The organism is Mycolicibacterium neoaurum ATCC 25795, from assembly GCF_000691525.1.
Classification (GTDB): Bacteria; Actinomycetota; Actinomycetes; order Mycobacteriales; family Mycobacteriaceae; genus Mycobacterium; species Mycobacterium neoaurum.
This window is the reverse complement of record NZ_JMDW01000010.1, coordinates 400,065-426,247: the sequence shown is the minus strand read 5'-3', so window position 1 is coordinate 426,247 and position 26,183 is coordinate 400,065. Positions and strand designations below refer to the sequence as shown.

Here is a 26,183-nt window from a genome sequence, read left to right as displayed (position 1 = left end):
CACAGTCAGACGCTCGGGTAGGATCGACAAGTCGATGAGTACCTTGGATTTCGTATCAGCCTCGGCTGACGGTATCGCCGATGCCGGCGTGCCGCTCGTCACAGCACCGACCCTGATCTCGGGTCTGGGTTCGCATCCCGCTCTGACGGCACCGCTGGTGGTCGGACGTCCACCGGCGACCGCGTTGATCTGGCGCAGGCTGGCCGCGGTCGCCGACTTCTACGGCACCGATATGCCCGCGGAGGATGCGTTGAACGATGCACTCGACGGTCTGCTCGACCGGGTCGATGCCGGTGCCGTGATTGCCGCCGAAGTGCTGGTCGTGCCGATCCACGGACGAACGCAATTCCTGGTCTCCGGCGCCACGATCACTCCCCACCGCGACGACCGCGTTGCGTTGGATGTGCGGCCCCACCACCCGGTGCCGCAATGGCGCCGGATCGCCGTCGACACCACCAGCCGGGCCGCTGACGACCTCGCCGCCCGGGAACTGGCGGCCACCGGTTACGTCGACGTCGCCGACGTGGTGGGCGACCGGATCGGGCGGCCACAACTCGGTGCCCTCATCTTCGACACCGAGCGGGGCCGCATCGGCACCGGTGTCGATGTGCTTGATCTGTCGATCGCCGCCGGGCTCGTCGCCGATATGCCTCGCACCGACGAGCCGATCGATGTCGGCAATGCCGTCGCCGCGCAGTTTGTCTCGCCGCGATTCGAAATCCACCCGGTGACCGCCATCGGCGCGCGCCGATTCGAGGTGAATGTATGACGTTCCGGCCGGAGTCCTTCGAGGCATTGGTGATCGACGGTTACGCGTTCGACGAGGGCAAGCTCTCGCTGCGTTACACACTGCGCGGACCGGAGCCGATGACGTTCGCCGAGGTGATCGATTTCGGCGACACCCTCGGCGGTGCGCGGCCACACCCGCTGCTGGCCCGGCTGCTCGCCGTCACCTGCGCGCTGAGTTACTACAAGGCCGCCGCGCCCCCGCGGATCGAGATCGCCTTCGAGACGCACGAGTTCGAGAAGCACTACCTGCGTACCCTGATCGAGGGCGGCCTCGGGGAGTTCGCGTATCGAAATGATCTTCCCGCGGCGCTGACCCCGCAGGTCGACGGGCCCACGGCCGCCGAAACACCGGTCGTCGACGATTTCGACGCCGAGGCCACCCCACTGGTGCCGGTCGGCGGTGGTAAGGATTCGGTCGTCAGCATCGAAGCTCTACGTCGGCACGGCTTGGCCCCGATGCTGTTCAGCGTCAACCGGTATGACCCCATCGACCGGTGCATCCAGGTCAGCGGGTTGAGCAGCGTGCACGTGCGGCGCAGCATCGATCGGGCGCTCATCGAGGCCAACGCCAACGGGGCCTACAACGGCCACGTGCCGGTGACGGCCATCAACAGCGTGATCGGACTGATCGTCGCTCAGGCCAACGGATTCGGGCCCGTCGTGCTGTCCAACGAGCGGTCCTCCAATATCGGCAACATCGAGTGGCTCGGCCGCGATATCAATCACCAGTGGTCCAAGAGCCTGGCCTACGAGACATTGCTGCGAGATACCCTGGCACAGCACGGCTTCGATCCGGACCGGTACTTCTCGTTGCTGCGCGGCCTGTCCGAATCCGAGATCGCCGATCGCTTCGCTCGTTGCACCGAGTACTTCGACGTGTTCACCAGCTGCAACCGATTGTTCGCACTCGACCCCGCCAAGCGCGCGACCTCATGGTGCGGCATCTGTCCCAAATGCCAGTTCGTCTTCGTGCTGCTGGCCCCGCGGCTGGGCCGGGCCACCCTGGAGCAGATCTTCGGGCGCAACCTGTTCGCCGACACCGGCCACCGCGAGGGTTTCGCCGACATCCTCGGTATCGGAGTGCACAAACCGTTCGAATGCGTTGGCGAGTACTACGAGGCCGCCGAGGCGATGCTGGCGGTGCTCGACGACCCGCAATGGCAGGATCTGGCGCTGGTCGACGAGTTCGGCCGCCACCGCGATGCACTCGCCGCGATCGCCGTCGACCACGACGCCGGACCCGCACATCATCATGTGCCCGACCGGTATGCGAAGTTGCTCGATGATTGAGCTTTCCGGGCGCACCGTCGGTATCTGGGGGCTGGGCAAGGAAGGGCTCTCGATGGCCCGGACGGCGTCAGCGCACGGCGCCGAGCGCATCATCGCGGTGGATGACCGTGCGATCGACGGCACTGCACCAGATATCGAGCGGCTGGCCGTCCACTACGGCCCCGATGCGCCGAACGTGTTGCGCGACAGCGATATCGTATTCGTCAGTCCCGGCGTGCCGTGGCAGCATCCGGTGTTCGAGGACATGCGGCGTAACGGCCCGCCGGTCTCCAGCGCCGCCGACTGGTACATGGCCCGCCACGGCGCGCAGACGATCGGCGTCACCGGCACCAAGGGTAAGAGCACCACGGCGTCGTTCCTGGCTCATCTGCTTGCCGGTCTCGGTGTGCCCGCCGTCGCGGCCGGCAATATCGGCACACCGCTCTCGGACCTGTCCCCGGCGGCCGGGCAATGGGTGGTCGCCGAGCTGTCCAGTCAGCAGTGCGCGCTGCTGAGCACCTCGCCTGCGGTGGCCGTGATCACCAACCTCTACCAGGACCATCTCGACTGGCATGGCGACATTGCGTCCTACTACTCGGCCAAGGCTGCCGTGTTCAACCGCGGCGCAAGGGTTTTGATCACAACCGCCGGGGTGACCGCCGCGCTGCGCGGTGTGGGTATCGAGGAGTTCCCCACGGTGCGTGAACTGCCGACGGCAGAGGTGTACCGACCGGCTGCCGACTCGGTGTTGGCGTACCCACACAACGCAGTCAATGCCGCGTTGGCCGCCGCGGCGGCTGCCGAGATACTCGGCAGGCCGGTGGCCGAGGCCGAGATCGATTCCGCGGCAGCCACCTTCACCGGTCTGCCGCACCGGCTGCAGACGGTGCGCACCACCGCCGGTAGGCGCTGGATCGACGACACGCTGGCTACGACGGGGGAGAGCGTGGTGGCCGCGTTGTCGGCGATGCGCGCCGACGACCGTATCGCGCTGATCGTGGGTGGGATGGACAGGTCGCTGGATTACCGACAGCTCGATGGGTTCCTCTGTTCGGGCACCCGTGATGTGACCCTGATCCAGGCTCCTACCAACGGGCCATTGATCGGGGTCGATTTTGCCGGGTCTCATCCCGACCGAACGCACCGGGTCGAGGGGCTCGACGAGGCGGTGCGGTTGGCCGCCGGATTGCCCGGCATCGATGTCGTGCTGCTGTCGCCGGGAGCGGCCAGCTATGACCTCTACCGCAACTACGAGGCCAAAGGCGCAGCATTCTGCGCTGTCATCGACAGCCTCTAACCTGGACCTGTGCCAGACCCCGCGACCTACCGCCCGGCACCGGGTTCGATTCCTGTCGAACCCGGCGTCTATCGGTTCCGTGACCCGCACGGCCGGGTGATCTACGTCGGCAAGGCCAAGAGCCTGCGCAGCCGCCTCAACTCGTATTTCGCCGATCTGTCGGCGCTGGCGCCGCGGACGCGCCAGATGGTCACCACTGCGGGCAGCGTCGAGTGGACGGTGGTGAGCACCGAGGTCGAGGCCCTCCAGCTGGAGTACAACTGGATCAAGGAGTTCGACCCTCGGTTCAACATCCGCTACCGCGACGACAAGTCCTATCCGGTCTTGGCGGTCACCCTCAACGAGGAGTATCCGCGGCTGTTCGTCTACCGAGGGCCGCGTCGTAAAGGTGTGCGTTACTTCGGCCCCTACGCGCATGCCTGGGCGATCCGCGAGACGTTGGACCTGCTGACCCGGGTGTTCCCCGCCCGCACGTGCTCGGGAGGGGTCTTCAAGCGACACAGCCAGATCGACCGGCCATGCCTGCTGGGGTACATCGACAAGTGCTCGGCGCCATGCGTGGGAAAGGTCGACGCCGCAGCCCACCGCAAGATCGTCGAGGACTTCTGCGACTTCCTGGCCGGCAAGACCGACCGGCTGGTGCGTGATCTGGAAAAGCAGATGAACTCCGCGGCAGAGGATCTGGACTTCGAGCGGGCGGCGCGGCTGCGTGATGACATCGGGGCTCTCCGTCGGGCACTGGAGAAACAGACCGTGGTGTTCGGTGACGGTACCGATGCCGACGTGGTGGCCTTCGCCGACGACGAGCTGGAAGCGGCGGTACAGGTGTTCCACGTACGCGGCGGCCGGGTGCGGGGTCAGCGGGGGTGGGTGCTGGAGAAGGCTTCGGAGCCGGAGGCGACCGGTGTCACGGAGCCGGAGGCGACAGGTGTCGCGGAGCCGGAGGCGACAGGTGTCGCGGAGCCGGGTACCTCGGGTCAGGCGTACCTCGTCGAGCAGTTCCTCACCCAGTTCTACGGTGACCAGGCCGAATTGGACGCCGGCGGTGCCGGCGCCGCGCCCGGGTCCGCCGATGATGCGACCACGCCGGTCCCGCGTGAAGTGCTGGTGCCGGTGCTGCCGGACAACGCCGAAGAATTGACCACCTGGCTCAGCGAGCTACGCGGCTCGCGGGTCCGGTTGCGTGTGCCGGTGCGCGGTGACAAAAAGGCGCTTGCCGAGACCGTGCACCGCAACGCGAAGGAGGCGCTTGCGCAGCACAAACTCAAGCGTGCCGGCGACTTCAACGCGAGATCCGCTGCTCTGCAGAGCATTCAGGACTTCTTGGAACTGCCTGACGCGCCGTTGCGCATCGAATGCGTCGACATCAGCCATGTGCAGGGCACTGATGTGGTCGCCTCGCTCGTCGTCTTCGAGGACGGCCTGCCGCGGAAATCCGACTACCGGCATTACGCCATCCGGGAGGCCGCCGGCGACGGCCGCTCCGATGACGTCGCCTCGATCGCCGAGGTGACCCGGCGCCGGTTCGCCCGCCACGTTGCCGATATCGAACAACCGATGGTGGCCGAAGGTAAATCGCGCAGATTCGCCTATCCACCGAACCTGTTCGTTGTCGACGGTGGTGCGCCGCAGGTCAATGCCGCCCAAGCGGTCCTCGACGATCTCGGGATCACCGATGTCGCGGTGATCGGGCTGGCCAAACGCCTCGAGGAGGTCTGGGTACCGAACGAGCCCGACCCGGTGATCATGCCGCGCACCAGCGAGGGTCTGTATCTGCTGCAGCGCATCCGCGACGAGGCGCACCGATTCGCCATCACCTTCCACCGCAGCAAGCGCTCCAAACGGATGACGGCCTCGGCCCTGGACTCGGTGCGCGGGCTCGGGGAGCACCGTCGCAAGGCGCTGGTGACGCACTTCGGTTCGGTGGCGCGACTGCGCGCGGCCAGCGTCGCGGAGATCACCGCGGTGCCCGGTATCGGGGTGGCCACGGCCGAGGCCGTCCTGGCGGCGCTGGGAGCCGAGTCCGGTCCGGCCGGCGATGCCCCGGTCGTTTCCGACCCGCCGGGAGCCGATGTGAACAATGATCGTGACGACACGGCAGATGACGCGGCCGAGCCGGCAGTGCAGACCACAGCAGAGACAACTACGGGGTGACGAACCACGGCATGAGCGAAGAATCAGGAATCGACGTCGTCCTGGTCACCGGATTGTCCGGTGCCGGCCGGGGCACCGCCGCCAAGGTGCTCGAGGATCTCGGCTGGTACGTCGCCGACAACCTGCCCCCGGAGCTGATCGCCCGGATGGTCGACCTGGGGCTGGATGCCGGATCGCGGATCACCCAGTTGGCGCTGGTGATGGACGTCCGATCGCGCGGATTCACCGGTGATCTCGACTCGGTGCGCAACGAGCTGGCGACCCGCGGGATCACTCCGCGGGTGCTGTTCATGGAGGCCGCCGACGACATCCTGGTGCGTCGGTACGAGCAGAACCGCCGGAGCCATCCGCTACAGGGCAACCAGACCCTTGCCGAGGGCATCGCCGCCGAGCGCACGATGCTCGCGCCCGTCCGAGCCAGTGCGGATCTCGTGATCGACACCTCGAAACTGGCGGTACCCGCGCTGCGCGAGAGCATCGAGCGCGCTTTCGGGGGCGAGGCCGTCGCCGAGACCAATGTCACCGTCGAATCCTTCGGCTACAAGTACGGACTGCCCATGGACGCCGATACGGTCATGGATGTCCGTTTCCTGCCCAACCCGCACTGGGTTGACGAGCTGCGACCGCACACCGGTCAGCACCCGGCGGTTCGGGAGTTCGTGCTCGGACAGGACGGGGCCGCGGAGTTCCTGGATACCTACCATCGGCTGCTGGGCGTCGTCATCGACGGCTACCGGCGGGAGGGAAAGCGCTACATGACGGTGGCAATCGGCTGCACCGGCGGCAAGCATCGCAGCGTGGCGATCGCCGAGGCGTTGGCCGGTCTGCTTCAGGACGGCGACGCGAACTTGACGGTGCGGGCGCTGCACCGGGATCTGGGACGCGAGTGAGAGTCACACCATGAGCTCACCCCGCATCGTCGCCCTCGGCGGAGGGCACGGTCTGTACGCGACGTTGTCGGCGGCCAGAAGGCTCAGCCCGCACGTGACTGCCGTCGTCACCGTGGCCGACGACGGCGGCTCGTCGGGGCGACTGCGCAGCGAACTGGACGTCATCCCGCCGGGTGACCTGCGAATGGCGTTGGCGGCGTTGGCCTCCGACAGCCCGCATGGCCGCCTGTGGGCGACGATCATCCAACACCGATTCGGTGGCAGTGGCGCACTGGCCGGCCACCCCATCGGAAATCTGCTGCTCGCGGGTCTCAGCGAGGTGCTCGCGGATCCGGTGGCCGCGCTCGATGAGCTCGGCCGCATCCTGGACCTCAAGGGCCGCGTCCTGCCGATGTGCCCGGTGGCGCTGCAGATCGAGGCCGACGTGGCCGGCCTGGAATCCGACCCGCGGATGTTCCGGGTGATCCGCGGTCAGGTGGCGGTCGCGACCACCGTCGGGCAGGTCCGCCGGGTGCGGCTGCTGCCCGGTGACCCGCCGGCGACCCGACAGGCCGTGGACGCCATCATGGCCGCCGATCTGGTGGTGCTCGGACCCGGCTCGTGGTTCACCAGCGTCATCCCGCACGTGCTGGTCCCCGGACTTGCCGCCGCACTCAATGCCACCACCGCCCGCCGGGCGTTGGTACTCAACCTGGCCGCCGAGCCGGGGGAGACCGCCGGGTTCTCCGCCGAGCGCCATATCCACGTTCTCGCCCAGCACGCACCGGGCTTCCGCGTCGACGAGATCATCATCGACGCCTGCCGGGTGCCCAGCGACCGCGAGCGCGAGCAACTGGTCCGAACCGCCGCACTTTTGGGTGCTCAAGTAGAGTTTGCCGACGTTTCCCGACCTGGTACACAGTTACATGACCCGTCGATGCTGGCCGCCGCGCTGGAAGGCGTGCGGGTGCGTGGACCGATGCCCGGCGTCATCGGCGAACAACCGACAACCCCCGCGCCGGTCCGGCCGGGCGACCTGCGACACGGAGAACACGGGCAGCGATCAATGAACGCACCAAGGGGGGACGACTCGTGGCGATGACGGCCGAGGTCAAGGACGAGCTGAGTCGCCTGGTCGTGAGCTCGGTCAGCGCGCGCCGCGCCGAGGTGTCGGCGCTGCTGAGGTTCGCGGGTGGCCTGCACATCGTCGCGGGCCGCGTCGTGGTCGAGGCCGAGGTGGACCTCGGCATCATCGCCCGGCGCCTGCGCAAGGACATCTACGACCTGTACGGCTACAACGCCGTCGTGCACGTGCTGTCGGCCAGCGGCATCCGAAAGAGCACCCGGTATGTGGTGCGGGTGGCCAAGGACGGTGAGGCCCTCGCCCGCCAGACCGGGCTACTGGACCTGCGCGGCCGACCGGTGCGCGGATTGCCGGCCCAGGTGGTCGGCGGCAGCGTCGCCGATGCCGAAGCCGCTTGGCGCGGAGCGTTTTTGGCTCACGGTTCACTGACCGAGCCGGGACGTTCGTCGGCGCTGGAGGTCAGCTGCCCGGGTCCGGAGGCGGCCCTGGCTCTCGTCGGCGCGGCTCGACGTCTCGGGATCAGCGCCAAGGCCAGGGAGGTGCGCGGCAGCGACCGTGTCGTGGTCCGCGACGGGGAGGCGATCGGCGCCCTGCTCACCAGGATGGGTGCTCAGGACACCAGGCTGACCTGGGAGGAGCGGCGCATGCGTCGCGAGGTCCGGGCCACCGCCAACCGGCTCGCCAACTTCGACGATGCCAACCTGCGCCGTTCGGCGAGGGCCGCCGTCGCCGCCGCCGCACGGGTGGAGCGGGCGCTGGACATCCTCGGTGACACCGTGCCGGATCACCTGGCCCAGGCCGGTCGGCTTCGGGTCGAGCACCGTCAGGCATCGCTGGAGGAACTGGGCCGGCTTGCCGAGCCGCCGATGACCAAAGACGCAGTGGCCGGGCGTATCCGGCGACTGCTGTCGATGGCGGATCGCAAGGCCAAACAGGACGGCATCCCCGACACCGAGTCTGCGGTCACCCCCGATCTGCTCGAGGACGCCTGACCAGCGTGCACACGCCGAAACCGGCACTACTAGGCTGGTGGGCGAGCAGTTCACCGCGATTTTTCCCACAACCGCGATTTCCCCACAACTAGGAGAGACACGTGACCATCCGGGTAGGCGTTAACGGCTTCGGTCGAATCGGACGCAACTTCTTCCGCGCCCTCGACGCGCAGAAGGCGGCGGGCAAGAACACCGACATCGAGATCGTCGCTGTCAACGACCTGACCTCGAACGCGACGCTCGCGCACCTGCTGAAGTTCGACTCCATCCTCGGCCGGCTGCCCTACGACGTCAGCCTGGAGGGCGAGGACACCATCGTCGTCGGCGACCAGAAGATCAAGGCGCTCTCGGTCAAGGAAGGCCCGTCGGCGCTGCCGTGGGGCGACCTCGGTGTCGACGTCGTGGTCGAGTCGACCGGCATCTTCACCAAGCGTGACAAGGCGCAGGGCCACCTCGACGCCGGTGCCAAGAAGGTCATCATCTCCGCGCCTGCCAGCGACGAGGACATCACCATCGTGCTCGGCGTGAACGAGGACAAGTACGACGGCAGCCAGAACATCATCTCCAACGCGTCGTGCACCACCAACTGCCTCGGCCCGCTGGCCAAGGTCCTCAACGATGAGTTCGGCATCGTCAAGGGCCTGATGACCACCATCCACGCCTACACCCAGGACCAGAACCTGCAGGACGGTCCGCACAGCGATCTGCGCCGTGCCCGCGCCGCCGCCATCAACATCGTGCCGACCTCGACCGGTGCGGCCAAGGCCATCGGCCTGGTGCTTCCTGAGCTGAAGGGCAAGCTGGACGGTTACGCCCTGCGGGTGCCGATCCCCACGGGCTCGGTCACCGACCTGACCGCCGAGCTGAAGAAGTCGGCGACCGCCGACGAGATCAACGCCGCCATGAAGGCCGCGGCCGAGGGCAAGCTCAAGGGCATCCTGAAGTACTACGACGCCCCGATCGTCTCCAGCGATATCGTGACCGACCCGCACAGCTCGCTCTTCGACGCCGGCCTGACCAAGGTCATCGACAATCAGGCCAAGGTCGTCTCCTGGTACGACAACGAGTGGGGCTACTCCAACCGCCTCGCCGATCTGGTTGCGCTGGTCGGTAAGTCGCTGTAGCTCGCGATCATGGCGATCAAATCACTGTCTGACCTGCTCGCCGAAGGTGTTGAAGGTCGGGGCGTCCTGGTGCGCTCCGACCTCAACGTCCCACTCGACGACAGCGGGAACATCACCGATCCGGGGCGGATCATCGCCTCGGTCCCCACTCTGAAGGCGCTCGCCGAGGCCGGTGCCAAGGTCGTGGTGACCGCGCACCTCGGTCGCCCCAAGGGTGAGCCGGATCCGAAGTTCTCCCTCGCCCCCGTTGCGGCGGCGTTGGGGGAGCGCCTCGGCAGGCACGTGCAGCTGGCCGGCGATGTCGTCGGCACCGATGCACTCGCCCGTGCCGAGGGTCTCACCGACGGTGACGTCCTCCTGCTGGAGAACATCCGCTTCGACGCGCGCGAGACCAGCAAGGATGACGCCGAGCGGCTGGCGCTGGCCAAGGCACTCGCCGGACTGGTCGAGGCGGCGGACGGAACCCCCGGTGCGTTCGTCTCCGACGGGTTCGGTGTCGTGCACCGCAAGCAGGCCTCGGTCTACGACGTCGCCACACTGCTGCCGCATTACGCGGGCACGCTGGTCGACACCGAGGTCAAGGTGCTCGAACAGCTGACCAGCTCGACCGAGCGGCCGTACGCCGTGGTGCTGGGCGGGTCCAAGGTCTCCGACAAGCTCGCGGTGATCGAGAACCTGGCCACCAAAGCCGACAGCATCGTGATCGGTGGCGGCATGTGCTTCACCTTCCTTGCCGCACAGGGTGTTTCGGTCGGTTCCTCGCTGCTGCAGGAGGAGATGATCGATACCTGCAAGAAGCTGCTGGAGACCTACGGAGACGTGATCCACCTGCCCGTGGACATCGTTGCGGCGGAGAAGTTCGCCGCCGATGCCGCGGCCGAGACGGTGGCCGCCGACCAGATCCCCGACGGCAAGATGGGCCTGGACATCGGGCCCGAGTCGGTCAAGCGGTTCAGTGCGCTGCTGTCCAACGCCAAGACGGTGTTCTGGAACGGTCCGATGGGTGTCTTCGAGTTCGAGGCGTTCTCGGCGGGCACCAAGGGTGTCGCCGAGGCAATCATCGGGGCCACCGGCAAGGGTGCGTTCAGCGTCGTCGGCGGTGGCGATTCCGCGGCCGCGGTGCGCCTGCTGGGTCTGCCCGAGGACGGCTTCTCGCACATCTCGACCGGCGGCGGGGCGTCGCTGGAGTATCTGGAGGGCAAGACTCTCCCCGGTATAGACGTACTGGAGGCGTGAGACATGGCACGTAAGCCACTGATCGCCGGCAACTGGAAGATGAACCTCAATCACTTCGAGGCCATCGCCCTGGTGCAGAAGATCGCATTCGCCTTGCCGGACAAGTACTTCGACAAGGTCGATGTGACCGTCATCCCGCCGTTCACCGATCTGCGCAGTGTGCAGACGCTGGTCGACGGGGACAAACTGCGCCTCACCTACGGTGCGCAGGACGTCTCGCAGCACGATTCGGGTGCCTACACCGGTGAGATCAGTGGCGCGTTCCTGGCCAAGCTCGGTGTCACCTTCGCCGTCGTCGGTCACTCCGAGCGGCGCACCTACCACGGTGAGACCGACGAGCTGGTGGCCGCCAAGGCAGCCGCAGCGCTCAAGCACGGCCTCACCCCAATCGTGTGCATCGGTGAATCCCTGGAGGTCCGCGAGGCGGGTAACCACGTGGAGTTCAACGTGGAATCGCTGCGCGGCTCCCTGGCCGGACTGAAGGCCGACCAGATCGCCCAGGTCGTCATCGCCTATGAGCCCGTCTGGGCGATCGGTACCGGCCGGGTGGCCAGCGCGGCCGATGCGCAGGAAGTGTGCGCTGCGATCCGGGCAGAGCTGGCGGAACTGGCCTCCAAGGAGGTCGCGGCGACGGTGCGGGTGCTCTACGGTGGCTCGGTCAACGCCAAGAACGTCGGCGAGATCGTCGGGCAGACCGACGTCGACGGCGCGTTGGTCGGCGGTGCCTCACTGGACGGTGAGCAGTTCGCGACCCTGTCGGCCATCGCGGCCGGCGGGCCACTGCCCTGATCTGCCCTGATCGCGAGGTGATTTCGGTGAGATTCCGTGCGTATGGAGCACGTTTTCGCACCGAAATCACCTCCGTGTAGGCTGACCGGCATGGAACTCGCCCTGCAGATCGTGCTTGTCATCACCAGTCTGTTGACGGTGCTGCTGGTACTGCTGCACCGCGCCAAGGGCGGCGGCCTTTCCACCCTCTTCGGTGGTGGCGTGCAGTCCAGTCTGTCCGGGTCGACGGTCGTCGAGAAGAACCTCGACCGGTTGACGTTGTTCGTCATCGGCATCTGGCTGGTGTCGATCGTCGGCATGGCGCTGCGCATCAAATACAACGCCTGATCCGTGCGTGCCGACCCCCGGCTCTGCGATATCGGCGCCGCGCACCGATAATTGAGTGATGGCAGACAGCACCGACAGCACTCTGGCACCCATCGGCTCGGTGCAGCGCACCAACGTCGGTCGTGAAGCCACCGAGCCGATGCGCGAAGACATCCGGCTGCTCGGTGCGATTCTCGGTGACACGGTCCGGGAACAGAACGGCGACAACATCTTCGACCTCGTCGAAAAGGCGCGGGTCGAGTCCTTCCGGGTCCGGCGGTCCGAGATCGACCGTGCCGAACTGGCCGACCTGTTCCGAGATATCGACGTCCATCAGGCGATTCCGGTCATCCGCGCCTTCACCCACTTCGCCCTGTTGGCCAATGTCGCGGAGGACATCCACCGCGAACGCCGTCGCGCCGTGCACGAGGCCGCCGGTGAGCCGCCGCAGGACAGCAGCTTGGCCGCCACCTATCGCAAACTCGATGGCGCTCAACTGGACGCGAGCGAGGTCACCGCGGCATTGACCGGTGCATTGGTGTCCCCGGTCATCACCGCGCACCCGACCGAGACCCGCCGCCGCACGGTCTTCGACACCCAGCACCACATCACCGAACTGATGCGCCTGCGACTGCACGGGCACACCCGCACCGACAGCGGCCGGAACATCGAAACCGAACTGCGCAGGCACATCCTCACGTTGTGGCAGACGGCGTTGGTCCGGTTGTCGCGGCTGAAGATCTCCGACGAGATCGAAACCGGGCTGCGGTATTACCCGGCGGCTTTCCTGGATGTCATCCCGCGGGTCAACGCCGAGGTGCGGGATGCGCTGCAGCAGCGCTGGCCGGGCACCGATGTACTGGCACAACCGATCCTGCGGCCGGGATCCTGGATCGGTGGTGACCGTGACGGCAACCCCAACGTCACCGCCGAGGTGGTACGGCTGGCTACCGGCCGCGCCGCCTACACGGCCTTCGACCATTACTTCCGCGAGATCTGCGCGCTGGAACAGGAACTCTCGCTGTCTTCACGTTTGGTGCGGACAAGCCAGGAGATGACCGTGCTCGCCGATGCCTGTGCCGAACCGGCCCGCAGCGATGAGCCCTACCGTCGGGCGCTTCGGGTGATCCATGCCCGGTTGACCGCGACCGCCGTGCAGATCCTCGATGACCAGCCCGCACTCGAGCTCGACCTGGGTCTTGAGCCCTACGAGACGCCCGAGCAGTTGTTGGCAGATCTGGACACCGTGGATGCGTCACTGCGTGACAACGGGTCCGCGGTGTTGGCCGACGATCGGCTGGGTCGGCTTCGGGAAGCGGTGCGGGTCTTCGGTTTTCACCTGTCCGGTCTGGACATGCGGCAGAACTCCGAGGTGCATGAGCAGGTGATCGCCGAGTTGCTGGCCTGGGCGGGTGTCCATCCGGACTATGCCTCGCTGCCCGAGGAAGCTCGCGTCGAGTTGTTGGCTGCCGAGATCGGCACCCGCCGCCCGCTGGTCGGCCCCGGCGCGGAGTTGTCCGAACTGGCCGCCAAGGAGCTCGGTATCGTCCGGGCCGCCGCCCGGGCGGTGAAAGTGTTCGGACCGCAGGCCATTCCGAACTACATCATCTCCATGTGCCAGTCGGTATCGGACATGCTGGAAGCCGCGGTCCTGCTCAAGGAGGCCGGACTGCTCGATGCCACCGCCGGCGCCGTCTACGCACCGGTGGGCATCGTGCCGTTGTTCGAGACGATCGATGACCTGCAGCGTGGCTCGGCCATTTTGGAGGCCGCGCTGGATCTGCCGGTCTATCGCGCGCTGGTGGATGCCCGCGACGGGCAACAGGAGGTCATGCTCGGCTATTCGGATTCCAACAAGGACGGCGGGTATCTGGCGGCCAACTGGGCGCTCTACCGCGCCGAGCTGGACCTGGTGGACTCGGCCCAGCGGACCGGAATCCGGTTGCGGCTCTTCCACGGTCGCGGCGGCACCGTCGGTCGTGGCGGCGGTCCGAGCTACGACGCCATCCTGGCCCAGCCGCCCGGTGCGGTGAAGGGATCGCTACGCATCACCGAACAAGGCGAGGTGATCGCCGCGAAGTATGCCGAGCCGCGGATCGCCCACCGCAACCTGGAGACCTTGCTGGCGGCCACCCTGGAGTCGACCCTGCTGGACGTCGAAGGCCTGGGGGAGGACGCCGAGGACGCCTACCGGGTGCTCGACGATCTGGCAGCCCGAGCTCAGCGTGCGTACGCCGAATTGGTGCACGAGACACCGGGATTCGTCGAATACTTCAAGGCCTCGACGCCGGTCAGCGAGATCGGTGCGCTGAACATCGGTAGCCGACCGACCTCCCGCAAGCCGACCACGGCAATCTCGGATCTGCGGGCCATCCCGTGGGTGCTGGCCTGGAGTCAATCCCGGGTGATGCTGCCGGGCTGGTACGGCACCGGCACGGCCTTCGAACAGTTCGTCGCCGGGGACGATGCGAAGCTGGAGATCCTGCGCGACCTCTACGCCCGGTGGCCGTTCTTCCGCACCGTGCTGTCGAACATGGCCCAGGTGCTGTCGAAGTCGGATCTCGGCCTGGCGGCGCGCTATTCAGAGCTGGTGGCCGACGAGGAACTGCGGGCCAGGGTATTCGACAAGATAGTCGACGAGCACGAGCGCACCGTCCGCATGCATGGACTGATCACCGGTCAGGAAGACCTGCTCGCCGACAACCCGGCGCTGGCCAGGTCGGTGTTCAACCGGTTCCCGTACCTGGAACCGCTGAATCATCTGCAGGTGGAGTTGCTGCGTCGGTACCGGTCCGGGGACGATGACGAACTGGTGCAGCGCGGCATCCTGCTGACGATGAGTGGGTTGGCCAGCGCACTGCGCAACTCGGGGTAGTCGCGCACAGCCTGTCTCGGCACATCGGTGACGATGGCGCCCCAACGCGGTGACTGCGTCCTTGGCGGTACTGATCGGACCGTGGTCGAGCCCGAGGGCCGGGCCGAAGTACCACCATCAAACCACCCGGGCCGTCACCGATGTCCCGCGAGATAACACTTGCACGGTAACCGTATTCGGGGTACGCTCGAACACAAGTTCGATTGCAATGTATCCAGGGTCCGAGCGTCACAGGGGGCCTGCACCGCGACTGTTGTCGCCGAGGGGTTCGACGGTCCTGCAATGAGCCGGTCTGAGCCAATAGTCAAAGCCTTAGATGAACTTGCCTGCCCCATCAGAATCTTCGTGGAAGCCTGGGTATCGGCATGGACGCCACCTATCTCGATTCGTTTGTTGACGCTTTGATCGATGAGCTTGTTCCGGTGTCACCAGGGGTTGGTGTGGGCCCGGGTGTGGGGCGGTTGGTGGATTGTCCGCGGCCGGTGGTCGATGACGAGGCGTTGCTGGCGGTACTGGCCGCCGCGGTGTCGGCGCGCAACCTGTTGGATGTCGTGATCGCGTCGGCGGTGGCCGCGGCCGAACGGGTGGGTGTGCCGGGGCGGCGGCATCTACGCAGCGGGGCTGATCTGCTGAGGTTGTTGGGTATGGCTCCGGGGGCGGCGGCGCGGGCGGTGCGGGTGGGCCGGATGGCACCTGTGCTGCCGGCGCTGACGACCGCGCAGCGGTTGGGTGGGATCGGTATCGAGTTCGCCGACGCCGTCGGCAGAGGCGTCACGCACGTGGAGTCTCGCGCACCGTTGTCCGAGGAGGAACGGGCCATCGTGGTGACCAAACTGATGGTGCAGACCACCCCGGCTGAGGTGGCCGCGAGGGCCCGCGCGATCGCCCTCGACCGGATCGCGGCGCTACCGGTCGAGCAGCGTGCGGTGCCGGTCGCCGAGGACACCACGTTGAACGAGATGACCGTGGTGCAGAACGGCGAAGGCCGCTTCGAGGCCACCCTCGACCTGGACGTGACCACTGGGGAAGAACTGTGTGCGGCGTTGGATCCGTTATGCCGACCGGTACCCCTGCCTGACGGGTCGCCGGACCCACGGCCGATCAGTGTCCGGCGGGCGGAGGCGATCGGACAGGTATTGCGTACCTATTTGTCGCAGTCGAGGCGTCCGATGTCTGGTGGGGTGCTGCCGCACGTCACCCTCATCCGGCCGGGCGTCGCGGCAGCGGGCGGTGACGAGGCGGTGGATCGGTTGGGGTTCGCCGGCCCGGTCTCCACGGTGACCGCGGAGCTGATCGCCTGCGATGCCACGCTGACCTCGGTGGTCGTCGACCACAGTGGTGTGCCGTTGGATGTCGGGCGGGCAGAAAGACTGTTCACCCCGGCCATCCGTAAAGCGTTGGGCGTCCGTGATGGTGGGTGTGCCCATCCGGGGTGTGGGCGGCCGGTGTCGTGGTGCGATGCCCACCACATCCAACCCTGGAGCGAAGGCGGCGAGACCAGCCTCGACAACGGGGTGCTGCTGTGTCGGCTGCACCACGGTCTCATTCATCACGGTGGTTGGCAGGTCTACCTCGGCCGCGATCGTCATCCGTGGTTCATCCCACCCCACGAGCTGGGTGAACCCGAACCGGCGCACGTGCGCTCACACGCCCGACGCACCATGACCGACCTACCGGTGGCGGCCTGACCGGGTCCACCGCATAGAGGTTCGCGAAGCAGCTTGACAACTACACAGTGAAAACCGGCGGTCTGCCGCGCTAGATGTGGGCCGCCCGGCGCAGCTGGGAGACCAGACCGCGGACCGCGCTTTCGACCGCCGCGATCGGGGTGGCGATGGCCTCGCCGAGTTCGACGATCGCTTCCACCCGCGCAACGATGAGCTCGAGGCGTTCCACCATCGTGATCAGCCGCGGTGCCAGTTCGTCGATGCTGTTGATCGTCGAATTGAAGCGGTCGAGCGTCACATCGAGCTCGCCGATCGAGTTGTTCAGCGTCACGACGGTGCGGTCGAGATCGGTCAGCAGGGTTTCCACCTGGACGACAGTGGCGTCGGCGTTCAGCGCTGCCTGCGTCAGCGTTCTGATTCGCCTGGTCGCCGGACGTGCCCGACCACCGCTCCTGTCTGCCATGAATTCAGTATGCGGTCGAGGGAACCGAATCGGGCGCAGGTGCGTCTGATTCTGTATGGCGAAGTTCTGTTATGGCAGCCCACGGCTACACCCAGAACCCGGATCGGCGCGTGCGGTGGCCGATTACCTGGCCGGCTACGGTGAGGCGCTCGCGGACAGCCGGTCCGACTGTGCGCCGGACCAGATGGCCGAGGACTGAGGTCAGACCGGACTGACGTCAGGCGGGAATCAGGTCGGGTCCGCTCAGATCGCGCGTCCCGCAGATCAGGTGGACTCAGGTCAAGGGATCAGCCATCAGCCCGGCAGCTTGCTCGCCGATGCCTTATCCAGTAGCCACACTGTCTTCTCGCGGCCGATCGCGCCCGCGGCCGGGATGTCCACCGCGTCGGCCCCGCCGATCGCTGCGGCCACCGCGTCGGCCTTCTCCTCGCCGGCCACAACCAGCCACACCTCCTTGGCGCGTCGTACGGCGGGCAGGGTCAGGGTGATGCGCCGCGGCGGAGGCTTGGGGGAGTCGGTCACGGCCACCACGAGCCGGTCGGTTTCGCGCACCGCGTCGGTGTCGGGAAACAGCGAGTTGATATGTCCTTCGCCGCCCATACCGAGCAGATGGACGTCGAACTCGTCGGGCAGCAACCGTTCGTAGGCGCGCGCGGCACGTTCTGGATCATCACCGAACTCGCCGTCGGATGCGGCCATGGCGTGCACGTTCTCGGTGGGAATCGAGATGCTCTCCAGCAGCGCTTCGCGGGCCTGTCGGAAATTGCGGTCGGCATCATCGTGCGGCACGAAACGCTCGTCGCCCCAATAGAGGTGGACCTTCGCCCAGTCGATGTCGGGACTGTATCCGGTGACCTGTCGCAGCAGCTCGATGCCCACGGTGCCGCCCGTCAGCACCACATCGGCGCGGCCACGGTTGACAATGGCCGACGTGATGACGCCCACCAGTCGCGCGGCGGCGGCCTTGGCGAGTTCCTGCGCATCGAGATAGGTCTCGACCACCTGCTCAGACATAGCTCACCCTATCGATTCCCTGGAGTGCTTCGAAGTAGATCTCGTCGGCGTCGAGGCGCCGCATGTCCTCGGCCAGGCAGTCGCGGGTCTCGCGGCGCGCCAACGGAATCTGGGCGTCCGGTTTGCCGGTTCTGGTCAGCGTCGCTGTGACACCGTCCTGTGGCCGGCTCAGCGTGATCGTCTCGCCGGCGCGGGTGAGCTCGACCTTGAGCTCGCCGACGGCGCGGGTCACCGGGCAATCCAGCCGCCTGGCCAGCCAGCCGGCCAGAATGTCCAGGGCGGGTTCGTCTTTGAGTCCGGACACCACGACCTGGGTGATCGGCTCGTGGGGTGCCTGATCGACCGCCGCTGTCAGCAGCGCCCGCCAGTACGTGATGCGGCTCCAGGCAAGATCGGTATCGCCGGGGGTGTAGCCAGACAGCCTGCTCTTGATGCACGCCAACGGATCTTCGCCGTTGGTGGCATCGGTGATACGTCGAATCGCCAACGTGCCCAGCGGATCCTGTGCAGGCACCGGCGGCGCGAGATCCGGCCACCAGGTCACCACGGGAGTGTCCGGCAGCAAGAACGGGGTCACCACACTGCTGGCATGGTTGGCCAACGGGCCGGACAGCCGGAGCACCACCACCTCGTTGGCGCCGGCGTCGCTGCCGATCCGCAGCTGGGCGTCCAGTCGTGCGTCCAGACTCAACCGGTCGCCGGGAATCACCACGATCACCCGGCACGGGTGCTCGCGGCTTGCCGCATTGGCCGCCTCGATCGAATCCTCAAGCACCGCTTCGGTATCCGGAGCGATCACCAACGTCAACACTCGGCCGAGCGTGATCGCGCCACCCTCCTCGCGCAGGGCGACGATTTTCTTGTTGATGGCGCCGGTATTGGTATCGGGCAGGTCGATGATCATCGCTGTGCTCCTCGATTCTCCGCGCGTGCACCCGTCACGGTCGCCGCCACTCGCGTCCGACACGGCGCAACATCTCGAATGCCGACGCCGGTCCCCAGGTCCCGGACTCGTAGCTGTCGGGCGTGCCGTGCGACGCCCAGTACTCCAGCGCGGGATCCAGGATCTTCCAGGACAGTTCGACCTCGGCATTGACCGGAAACAGCGATGGTTCGCCGAGCAGCACATCCAGGATCAGCCGCTCATAGGCCTCCGGGGACTCCTCGGCGAACGCCGAACCGTAGGAGAAGTCCATGCTGACATCGCGGACCTCCATGGCATTACCCGGCACCTTGGAGCCGAACCGCAGCGTGATGCCTTCGTCGGGCTGCACCCGGATCACCAGGGCGTTCTTACCGAGTTCCTCGGTCATCGTCGCGTCGAACGGCAGATGCGGTGCCCGCTTGAAGACCAGGGCGATCTCGGTGACCCTGCGGCCCAACCGCTTTCCGGTGCGCAGATAGAACGGCACGCCGGCCCAGCGGCGGGTGTCGACATCGACGGTGATCGCGGCGAACGTCTCGGTGGTGGAGGTTTGGGAGAACCCCTCCTCGTCGAGCAGCCCGACCACCTTCTCTCCGCCCTGCCAGCCCGCGGCGTACTGGCCGCGGGAGGTGGTCTGGTCCAACGGTTCTGCCAACCGGCTGGCGGCCAGCACCTTGATCTTCTCGGCCTGCAGTTCGGCGGGGGAGAAGCTCACCGGCTCCTCCATCGCCGTCAGCGCCAGCAGCTGGATCAGATGGTTCTGGATGACATCGCGGGCTGCGCCGACACCGTCGTAGTAGCCGCCCCGACCGCCCAGACCGATGTCCTCGGCCATGGTGATCTGGACATGGTCGACGTAGTGGGCGTTCCAGATCGGCTCGAACATCTCGTTGGCAAAACGCAGCGCCAGGATGTTCTGCACCGTCTCCTTGCCCAGATAGTGGTCGATGCGGAACACCGACGACTCCGGGAACACGCTGTTGACCAGGCCGTTGAGCTCCTCGGCGCTCGTCAGGTCGTGGCCGAACGGCTTCTCGATGACCACCCGGCTCCAGCTGTCGCCGTCCTTGGCGGCCAGCCCCGACCGGGACAGCTGCTCGAGCACCTGCGGGAACGCCTTCGGCGGGATCGACAGGTAGAACGCGTGATTGCCGTTGGTCCCGCGTTCGACGTCGAGGGTGTGCAACGTCTCGGCCAGGTGTCCGAAGGCCTCGTCGTCATCGAAGGCGCCCTGGACGAACCGGAACCCCTCCGCCAGGCGGTCCCAGACCTCCTGCCGGAACGGCGTCCGCGCATGCTGTTTGACCGCGTCGTAGACGACCTGGCCGAAATCCTCGTCGGCCCAGTCCCGCCGGGCGAAGCCGACGAGGGCGAAGCTCGGCGGCAGCAGTCCGCGATTGGCCAGGTCGTAGATCGCCGGCATCAGCTTCTTGCGGGCCAGATCGCCGGTGACCCCGAAGATCACCACCGCACACGGCCCCGCGATACGGGGCATGCGCTTATCGCGCTTGTCCCGCAGCGGGTTGTGCCATGTCGATGCCTCGGCTGTGCTCATCGCGTGTCCTCTGCTGTCGCGGCGGAGAGGCTATTTCTTGGCTGCGTCGAGCTGTCCCTGGGTGGCCTCCATCAGCTCGGCCCAGGACTTCTCGAACTTCTCCACGCCCTCTTCTTCGAGGGTGATGAACACATCGTCCTTGTCGATGCCGACCGCGACCAGGGCATCGAAGACACCCTGCGCCTCGGCGGCGGTACCGCTGACCGTGTCGCCGGTGACCACACCGTGGTCGGCGACGGCGTCCAGCGTCTTCTCCGGCATGGTGTTCACCGTGTTGGGCGCCACCAGCTCGGTGACATAGAGGGTGTCGGAGTAATCCGGGTTCTTGACCCCGGTCGACGCCCACAGCGGACGCTGGGCCCGGGCACCGTCGGCCTTGAGTGCGGCGAATCGATCGCCGCCGAACAGCTCCTCATATGCCGCATAGGCCAGGCGGGCGTTGGCGACACCGGCCTTGCCACGCAGGTCGAGCGCCTCTTGGGAACCGATCTTCTCCAGGCGTGCGTCGATCTCGGAATCCACCCGCGACACGAAGAAGGACGCCACGGAGTGGATCTTGGACAGATCGTGGCCGGCCTCCTTGGCCTTCTCCAGGCCCGCCAGGTAAGCGTCGATGACGGCCTTGTGACGTTCCACCGAGAAGATCAGCGTGACGTTCACCGAGATGCCCTCGGCGATCACCGCGGTGATCGCGGGCAGACCGGCCTGCGTGGCGGGGATCTTGATCAGCAGGTTGGGCCGGTCGACGATCTTCCACAGCTCGATCGCCTGCAGGATCGTCTTGTCGGTGTCATGCGCCAGGCGCGGGTCGACCTCGATGGAGACCCGGCCGTCGACGCCGTCGGTGGCCTCGTAGGTCTTGGCCAGCACATCGCAGGCATTGCGGACATCGTCGGTGGTGACGGTGCGGATGGTCGCATCCACATCGGCGCCCTGGGCGGCGAGCTCGTTGACCTGCTCGTCGTAGGCATCACCCTTGGACAGCGCGGCCTGGAAGATCGACGGGTTGGTGGTCACACCGACGACGCTCTTGGTGGCGATCAGATCGGCGAGGTTGCCGGTCTGCAACCGCTCACGCGACAGGTCGTCGAGCCAGACGGATACGCCGGCGGCGGACAGTGCTGCCAGATTTTCGTTCTGAGACATGGTTTTTCGCCTTACCTTCTAGTTATCGAGGGTGCGTTCGGCAGCGGCGACGACGTTCTCGGCGGTGAAACCGAACTCGCGGAACAACGTCTTGTCGTCGGCGGATTCGCCGTAGTGCTCGATCGAGACGATCTCGCCGGTGTCTCCGACGAGCTTGTGCCACGGCTGCGCGATCCCGGCCTCGACGGCCACGCGGGCCGACACACCGGGCGGGAGCACCGAGTCGCGGTATTCCTTGGGCTGGCTCTCGAACCACTCCACGCACGGCATCGAGACCACGGCCGCCACCACATCCTTCTCGGCAAGCAGCTTCTTGGCTTCCACGGCCAACTGCAGCTCCGAACCGGTGGCGATGATGATGACGTCCGCCTCGGTTGCGTCACCGCCGCCGAGCACGTAACCGCCCTTGGCGACACCGTCGGAATCGGTGCCCTCCAGTACCGGGATGCCCTGGCGGGTCAGGATGAAACCGACCGGGCCGCTGCCGTTGCCGCGGGCGATGATGCTGCGCCAGGCGTAGGCGGTCTCGTTCGGGTCGCCGGGGCGGACCACCGACAGATTCGGGATGGCCCGCAGCGCAGCGAGGTGCTCGATCGGCTGGTGGGTGGGGCCGTCCTCGCCGAGGCCGATCGAGTCGTGGGTCCAGATGTAGATGGTGTCGATGTCCATCAGCGAGGCCAACCGGACCGCCGGCCGCATGTAATCGGAGAACTGCAGGAACGTCCCACCGAATGCGCGGGTGGGACCGTGCAACACGATGCCTGACAGGATCGAACCCATCGCGTGCTCGCGGATGCCGAAGTGCAGCACCCGGCCGTACCAGTCGGCGGAGAAATCATCGGTGGAGATGCTCGGCGGGCCGAACGACTTCACACCCTTGATGGTGGTGTTGTTGCTGCCCGCGAGATCGGCCGAGCCGCCCCACAATTCGGGCAGCTTCGGTGCGACGTCGTTGAGGACCTGGCCGAACGCGGCGCGGGTGGCCACCGCCTTGGAGCCGGGCTCCCAGTACGTCAGGTCGGCGTCCCAGCCCTCGGGCAGTTCCTCGGCGGTGAGCCGGTCCAGGAGTTTCTTGCGCTCGGGCTCACGTTGGGCCCAGGCGTCGAAATCGGTCTGCCACTTCTCGTGCGCCTCGCGGCCGCGGTCGACGAGCTTGCGGGTGTGCTCGATGACCTCGGGCCGCACCTCGAACTTCTTCTCCGGGTCGAAGCCGAGGATCTTCTTGGTCGCGGCGACCTCGTCATCACCGAGCGCCGAGCCGTGCACGCCGCCGGTGTTCATCTTGGTGGGGGCGGGGTAGCCGATGATGGTCCGCAACGAGATGAACGACGGCTTGTCGGTGACCTTCTTGGCCTCCTCGATGGCCTTTTCGATCCCGACGACGTTCTCACCGCCCTCGACCTCCTGCACGTGCCAGCCGTAGGCGCGGTAGCGGTCGGCGACGTTCTCGCTCAGCGCGATATCGGTGTCGTGCTCGATGGAGATGTGGTTCTTGTCGTAGAAGACGATCAGGTTGCCCAGCTGCTGGGTACCGGCCAGCGACGAGGCCTCGCTGGTGACGCCCTCCTCGATGTCACCATCGGAGGCGATCACGTAGATGTAGTGGTCGAACGGGCTGGTGCCCGCCGGAGCGTCGGGGTCGAACAGGCCGCGCTCGTAGCGGGCGGCCATCGCCATGCCGACCGCCGAGGCCAGCCCCTGGCCCAGCGGACCGGTGGTGATCTCCACACCCTTGGTGTGCCGGAACTCCGGATGCCCCGGCGTCTTGGACTTGAAGGTGCGCAGCGCCTCGATATCCTCCAGTTCCAGACCGAAACCGCCCAAGAACAGCTGAAGGTAGATGGTCAGGCTGGAGTGGCCGCAGGACAGCACGAAGCGGTCGCGGCCGATCCAATGGGTGTCGGACGGGTCGTGGCGCAACTGACGCTGGAACAGCGTGTAGGCCAGCGGGGCGAGGCTCATGGCGGTACCGGGGTGGCCGTTACCGACCTTCTGCACGGCGTCGGCGGCGAGCACCCGCACGGTGTCGACGGCGGCCGTATCGACCTCGGTCCAGTCTTCGGGGTGGTTCGGTTGTGTGAGGGCAGAGATTTCTTCGACGGTGGTCACTACCTTCACTCCTACTTTCGCAAAACGGTGGACTAGCTACCTGAACCACCCTAATGCCGTCGAATCATCCGGCGCAGGCCGGTCAGGGCCCGCGGTGGCAGTGTTCACCGCGGGATTCATCCGCGAACCGACCCTGCGGTGTCGGGCCGATCGGGGTGCGGTCTACCATCGTCTGTAGTAGAAGCCCGCGTGACCGCTGCCCGAGGAGTTATTTGCGTGAGCATTCGCGAGCGCCGGTCGGTCAGTAGGGAACCGAGTCGGATCCGCGCCACAGTGTTGGCATACGTGGCGTTGACCAAGCCGCGCGTCATCGAGTTGTTGCTGGTGACAGCCATCCCGGCGATGTTGTTGGCCAACCGCGGCACCGTCGATCCGGTTCTCATCCTGAACACCCTGATCGGCGGCATGATGGCCGCGGCCGGCGCCAACACGCTCAACTGCGTGGCCGACGCCGATATCGACAAGGTCATGAAGCGCACGGCGCTGCGGCCGCTGGCCAAGGCCTCGGTGCCGACCCGCAACGCCCTGATCTTCGGGCTGGTGCTCACCGTCGGCTCGTTCGCCTGGTTGTGGTGGACCACCAACCTGCTCTCGGGCGTACTCGGGCTGGTGACCATCGCGTTCTACGTGTTCGTCTACACGCTGCTGCTCAAGCGCCGCACTTCGCAGAACGTCGTGTGGGGCGGGGCGGCCGGTTGCATGCCGGTGATGATCGGCTGGTCGGCCGTCACCGGCACCATCCAGTGGCCGGCATTGGTGATGTTCCTCATCATTTTCTTCTGGACGCCACCGCACACCTGGGCGCTGGCCATGCGGTACAAGGAAGATTACAAAGCCGCCGGCGTGCCGATGCTGCCCGTGGTGGCCACCGAGCGCCAGGTCACCCGGCAGATCCTGATCTACACCTGGCTGACAGTGCTGACCACGCTCACTCTGGTGCTGGCCACCGGGTGGCTGTACGCCGCCGTCGCCACGTTGGCCGGCGTCTGGTTCCTGGTGATGGCCCATCAGCTCTACTCCGGCGTCAAGCGCGGCGAGCCCGTGAAACCGCTGCGACTGTTCCTGCAGTCCAACAACTACCTCGCCGTGGTGTTCTGCGCGCTCGCGGTGGACTCCGCGCTGGCGCTACCGCAGTTGTTCTAGCCCGTCCTGTTCCGCCCGTAACTCGGGCGAAATATCGCGGTAGCTGTCCCGGCCTACGGTCTGGGACCTATGCGGAAAATTCTGGCTCATCCGGCCATGCAGATCGGGGTCGCCGCGATCGGCGGCATCCTGTTCGGCTTGGCGGTCGGTGACTGGGCGGCCAATCTCAAATTCGTCGGCGACATGTTCATCCGGCTGATCCAGATGTCGATCGTCCCGCTGGTGATGGCCTCGGTGATCGTGGCCACCGGTTCGATGACCGGCACCGGCACCGGCAAGATCGCCGCCCGCACCTTCGGCTGGATGCTGGGGTTCTCGGTGATCGCGGCGCTGCTGGCATGGGGACTCAGCGTGCTGATCCGGCCAGGGGCCGGTATCGAGTTCACCGGGCCCGTCGACGCCGGTCTGCAGGAGTCCGCGCAGGAGGCCTTGGGCTGGCAGGACACCCTGCTCAACTTCGTCTCCACCAACATCTTCGCCGCGATGTCGACGGCGACCATGGTGCCGATCATCGTGTTCTCGCTGCTGTTCGGGATCGCGCTGCGCATCCAGGTCACCAAGACCGGGGACACCCGGGTGTTGAGCTTCGTCGACCAGATCCAGCAGATCGTGCTGACGATGATCCGGCTGGTGATGTACATCGCCCCGATCGGTGTGTTCTGCCTGCTGGCGGCGTTGGCAGGCGATATCGGCTTCGCCGTGGTGACCACCGCGCTGAAGTACCTGGGGGCCAACCTCGCCGGAGTGCTCATCCTGTTCGTGCTGTTCGTCGTCGTGGTGACCATCCGGACCCGGCTCAATCCGTGGCTGTTGCCGGCAAAGCTCACCGAACAGACCGCCATCGCCGTCACCACCACCAGCTCGGCGGTCACCTTCCCCACGGTGCTGCGCAACACCGTCGAGAAGGTCGGGGTGAGCCAGAAGGTGGCCAACTTCACCCTGTCGGTGGGGCTGACCATGGGCTCGTACGGCGCGGTGCTCAACTACATGATCGTGGTGATGTTCCTGGCCCAGGCCGGTGACATGGAGCTGAGCATCGGGCAGATCGTGCTCGGCATGGGGTTGGCGATCCTGCTCAACATGGGCACCATCACCGTTCCCGGCGGATTCCCGGTGGTGGCGATGTTCCTCGCGACATCGCTGGGGCTGCCGTTCCAGGCCGTCGGGCTGCTGATCGCGGTGGACTGGTTCGCCGGGATCTTCCGCACCTTCCTCAACGTCAACGGTGACACCTTCATCGCCATGCTGGTGGCCGATGCCGACGACGAGATCGACCGCGACGTGTACTACGGCAACAAGACCGTGACCGCCGAGGAGATCGACCTCGACCAGTATCAGGACGTGCTGGCGCGCGCCGACGCGGTGGACTGAGCGCTG

The 26,183-nt window shown here is 66.6% G+C and carries 22 protein-coding genes; 16 read left to right on the top strand and 6 right to left on the bottom strand.

The annotated features are described in order from the left end of the window. Positions 1-34 precede the first annotated feature (34 nt). The 13 genes from IC40_RS0115880 (at position 35) to IC40_RS0115820 (ending at position 16,472) form a co-directional block, all read left to right on the top strand. Positions 35-769: a hypothetical protein gene (locus IC40_RS0115880; protein ID WP_030135685.1), complete on the top strand. Its 735-nt coding sequence runs from the start codon at positions 35-37 to the stop codon at positions 767-769. After that, positions 766-2,079, top strand: a complete 1,314-nt coding sequence (locus IC40_RS0115875; RefSeq protein WP_042509703.1) for a MurL-like N-terminal domain-containing — start codon at positions 766-768, stop codon at positions 2,077-2,079. The genes IC40_RS0115880 and IC40_RS0115875 overlap by 4 nt, the downstream gene beginning before the upstream one ends. Further along, complete coding sequence (murD, locus tag IC40_RS0115870; protein WP_030135683.1) at positions 2,072-3,355, top strand: UDP-N-acetylmuramoyl-L-alanine--D-glutamate ligase; 1,284 nt, start codon at positions 2,072-2,074, stop codon at positions 3,353-3,355. Before IC40_RS0115875 ends, murD begins: the two co-directional genes overlap by 8 nt. A gap of 9 nt (positions 3,356-3,364) precedes the next feature. Continuing rightward, a complete protein-coding gene (gene uvrC / locus IC40_RS0115865; protein ID WP_030135682.1) occupies positions 3,365-5,509 on the top strand; it encodes an excinuclease ABC subunit UvrC in 2,145 nt (714 codons plus the stop codon). An 11-nt stretch (positions 5,510-5,520) separates the two neighbouring features. Next, a complete protein-coding gene (rapZ, locus tag IC40_RS0115860; protein WP_042509801.1) occupies positions 5,521-6,399 on the top strand; it encodes an RNase adapter RapZ in 879 nt (292 codons plus the stop codon). A gap of 10 nt (positions 6,400-6,409) precedes the next feature. After that, a complete protein-coding gene (locus IC40_RS0115855; RefSeq protein ID WP_030135680.1) occupies positions 6,410-7,480 on the top strand; it encodes a gluconeogenesis factor YvcK family protein in 1,071 nt (356 codons plus the stop codon). After that, a complete protein-coding gene (gene whiA, locus IC40_RS0115850; RefSeq protein WP_030135679.1) occupies positions 7,477-8,454 on the top strand; it encodes a DNA-binding protein WhiA in 978 nt (325 codons plus the stop codon). Before IC40_RS0115855 ends, whiA begins: the two co-directional genes overlap by 4 nt. A gap of 101 nt (positions 8,455-8,555) precedes the next feature. Further along, positions 8,556-9,578, top strand: a complete 1,023-nt coding sequence (gap, locus tag IC40_RS0115845; protein WP_019513457.1) for a type I glyceraldehyde-3-phosphate dehydrogenase — start codon at positions 8,556-8,558, stop codon at positions 9,576-9,578. A 9-nt stretch (positions 9,579-9,587) separates the two neighbouring features. Then, a complete protein-coding gene (locus tag IC40_RS28275; protein WP_030135678.1) occupies positions 9,588-10,814 on the top strand; it encodes a phosphoglycerate kinase in 1,227 nt (408 codons plus the stop codon). Positions 10,815-10,817: 3 nt separating this feature from the next. Continuing rightward, complete coding sequence (gene tpiA, locus IC40_RS28270) at positions 10,818-11,603, top strand: triose-phosphate isomerase (protein ID WP_030135677.1); 786 nt, start codon at positions 10,818-10,820, stop codon at positions 11,601-11,603. A 90-nt stretch (positions 11,604-11,693) separates the two neighbouring features. After that, entirely contained in the window at positions 11,694-11,930 is a 237-nt protein-coding gene (secG, locus tag IC40_RS0115830; protein WP_030135676.1) for a preprotein translocase subunit SecG, read from the top strand. Positions 11,931-11,988: 58 nt separating this feature from the next. After that, positions 11,989-14,784, top strand: a complete 2,796-nt coding sequence (gene ppc / locus IC40_RS0115825) for a phosphoenolpyruvate carboxylase (protein WP_030135675.1) — start codon at positions 11,989-11,991, stop codon at positions 14,782-14,784. Between the two features lie 365 nt (positions 14,785-15,149). Beyond that, positions 15,150-16,472, top strand: a complete 1,323-nt coding sequence (locus IC40_RS0115820; RefSeq protein WP_030135674.1) for a DUF222 domain-containing protein — start codon at positions 15,150-15,152, stop codon at positions 16,470-16,472. A gap of 70 nt (positions 16,473-16,542) precedes the next feature. Here IC40_RS0115820 and IC40_RS0115815 read toward each other — a convergent pair whose 3' ends face one another. Beyond that, complete coding sequence (locus IC40_RS0115815; RefSeq protein WP_030135673.1) at positions 16,543-16,914, bottom strand: hypothetical protein; 372 nt, start codon at positions 16,912-16,914, stop codon at positions 16,543-16,545. Positions 16,915-16,969: 55 nt separating this feature from the next. Between IC40_RS0115815 and IC40_RS27865 the strand changes: the two genes are divergently transcribed. Next, entirely contained in the window at positions 16,970-17,113 is a 144-nt protein-coding gene (locus IC40_RS27865) for a hypothetical protein (protein WP_157837325.1), read from the top strand. 95 nt (positions 17,114-17,208) lie between these two features. Here the strand turns inward: IC40_RS27865 and pgl are convergent, their stop codons facing one another. Genes pgl through tkt form a run of 5 tightly spaced genes read right to left on the bottom strand, consistent with a single transcriptional unit; the run spans position 17,209 to position 23,663 of the window. Next, positions 17,209-17,928: a 6-phosphogluconolactonase gene (pgl, locus tag IC40_RS0115805; RefSeq protein WP_030135672.1), complete on the bottom strand. Its 720-nt coding sequence runs from the start codon at positions 17,926-17,928 to the stop codon at positions 17,209-17,211. After that, positions 17,921-18,832, bottom strand: a complete 912-nt coding sequence (gene opcA, locus IC40_RS0115800; protein ID WP_030135671.1) for a glucose-6-phosphate dehydrogenase assembly protein OpcA — start codon at positions 18,830-18,832, stop codon at positions 17,921-17,923. The genes pgl and opcA overlap by 8 nt, the downstream gene beginning before the upstream one ends. A gap of 34 nt (positions 18,833-18,866) precedes the next feature. Beyond that, complete coding sequence (gene zwf, locus IC40_RS0115795) at positions 18,867-20,408, bottom strand: glucose-6-phosphate dehydrogenase (RefSeq protein ID WP_030135670.1); 1,542 nt, start codon at positions 20,406-20,408, stop codon at positions 18,867-18,869. Between the two features lie 30 nt (positions 20,409-20,438). Continuing rightward, the gene (gene tal / locus IC40_RS0115790; RefSeq protein WP_030135669.1) at positions 20,439-21,554 is read right to left on the bottom strand and encodes a transaldolase; all 1,116 of its coding nucleotides are present in this window, start codon (positions 21,552-21,554) and stop codon (positions 20,439-20,441) included. A gap of 18 nt (positions 21,555-21,572) precedes the next feature. Further along, on the bottom strand, positions 21,573-23,663 hold the full coding sequence (gene tkt, locus IC40_RS0115785; protein ID WP_030135668.1) for a transketolase: 2,091 nt from the start codon (positions 23,661-23,663) through the stop codon (positions 21,573-21,575). 216 nt (positions 23,664-23,879) lie between these two features. Here tkt and IC40_RS0115775 point away from each other — a divergent pair, with 216 nt between their 5' ends. Together IC40_RS0115775 and IC40_RS0115770 are read left to right on the top strand one after the other, a co-directional pair. Then, complete coding sequence (locus tag IC40_RS0115775) at positions 23,880-24,806, top strand: heme o synthase (protein WP_036460629.1); 927 nt, start codon at positions 23,880-23,882, stop codon at positions 24,804-24,806. A 69-nt stretch (positions 24,807-24,875) separates the two neighbouring features. Continuing rightward, positions 24,876-26,177: a dicarboxylate/amino acid:cation symporter gene (locus tag IC40_RS0115770; RefSeq protein WP_030135667.1), complete on the top strand. Its 1,302-nt coding sequence runs from the start codon at positions 24,876-24,878 to the stop codon at positions 26,175-26,177. The last annotated feature ends 6 nt before the right edge of the window (positions 26,178-26,183 follow it).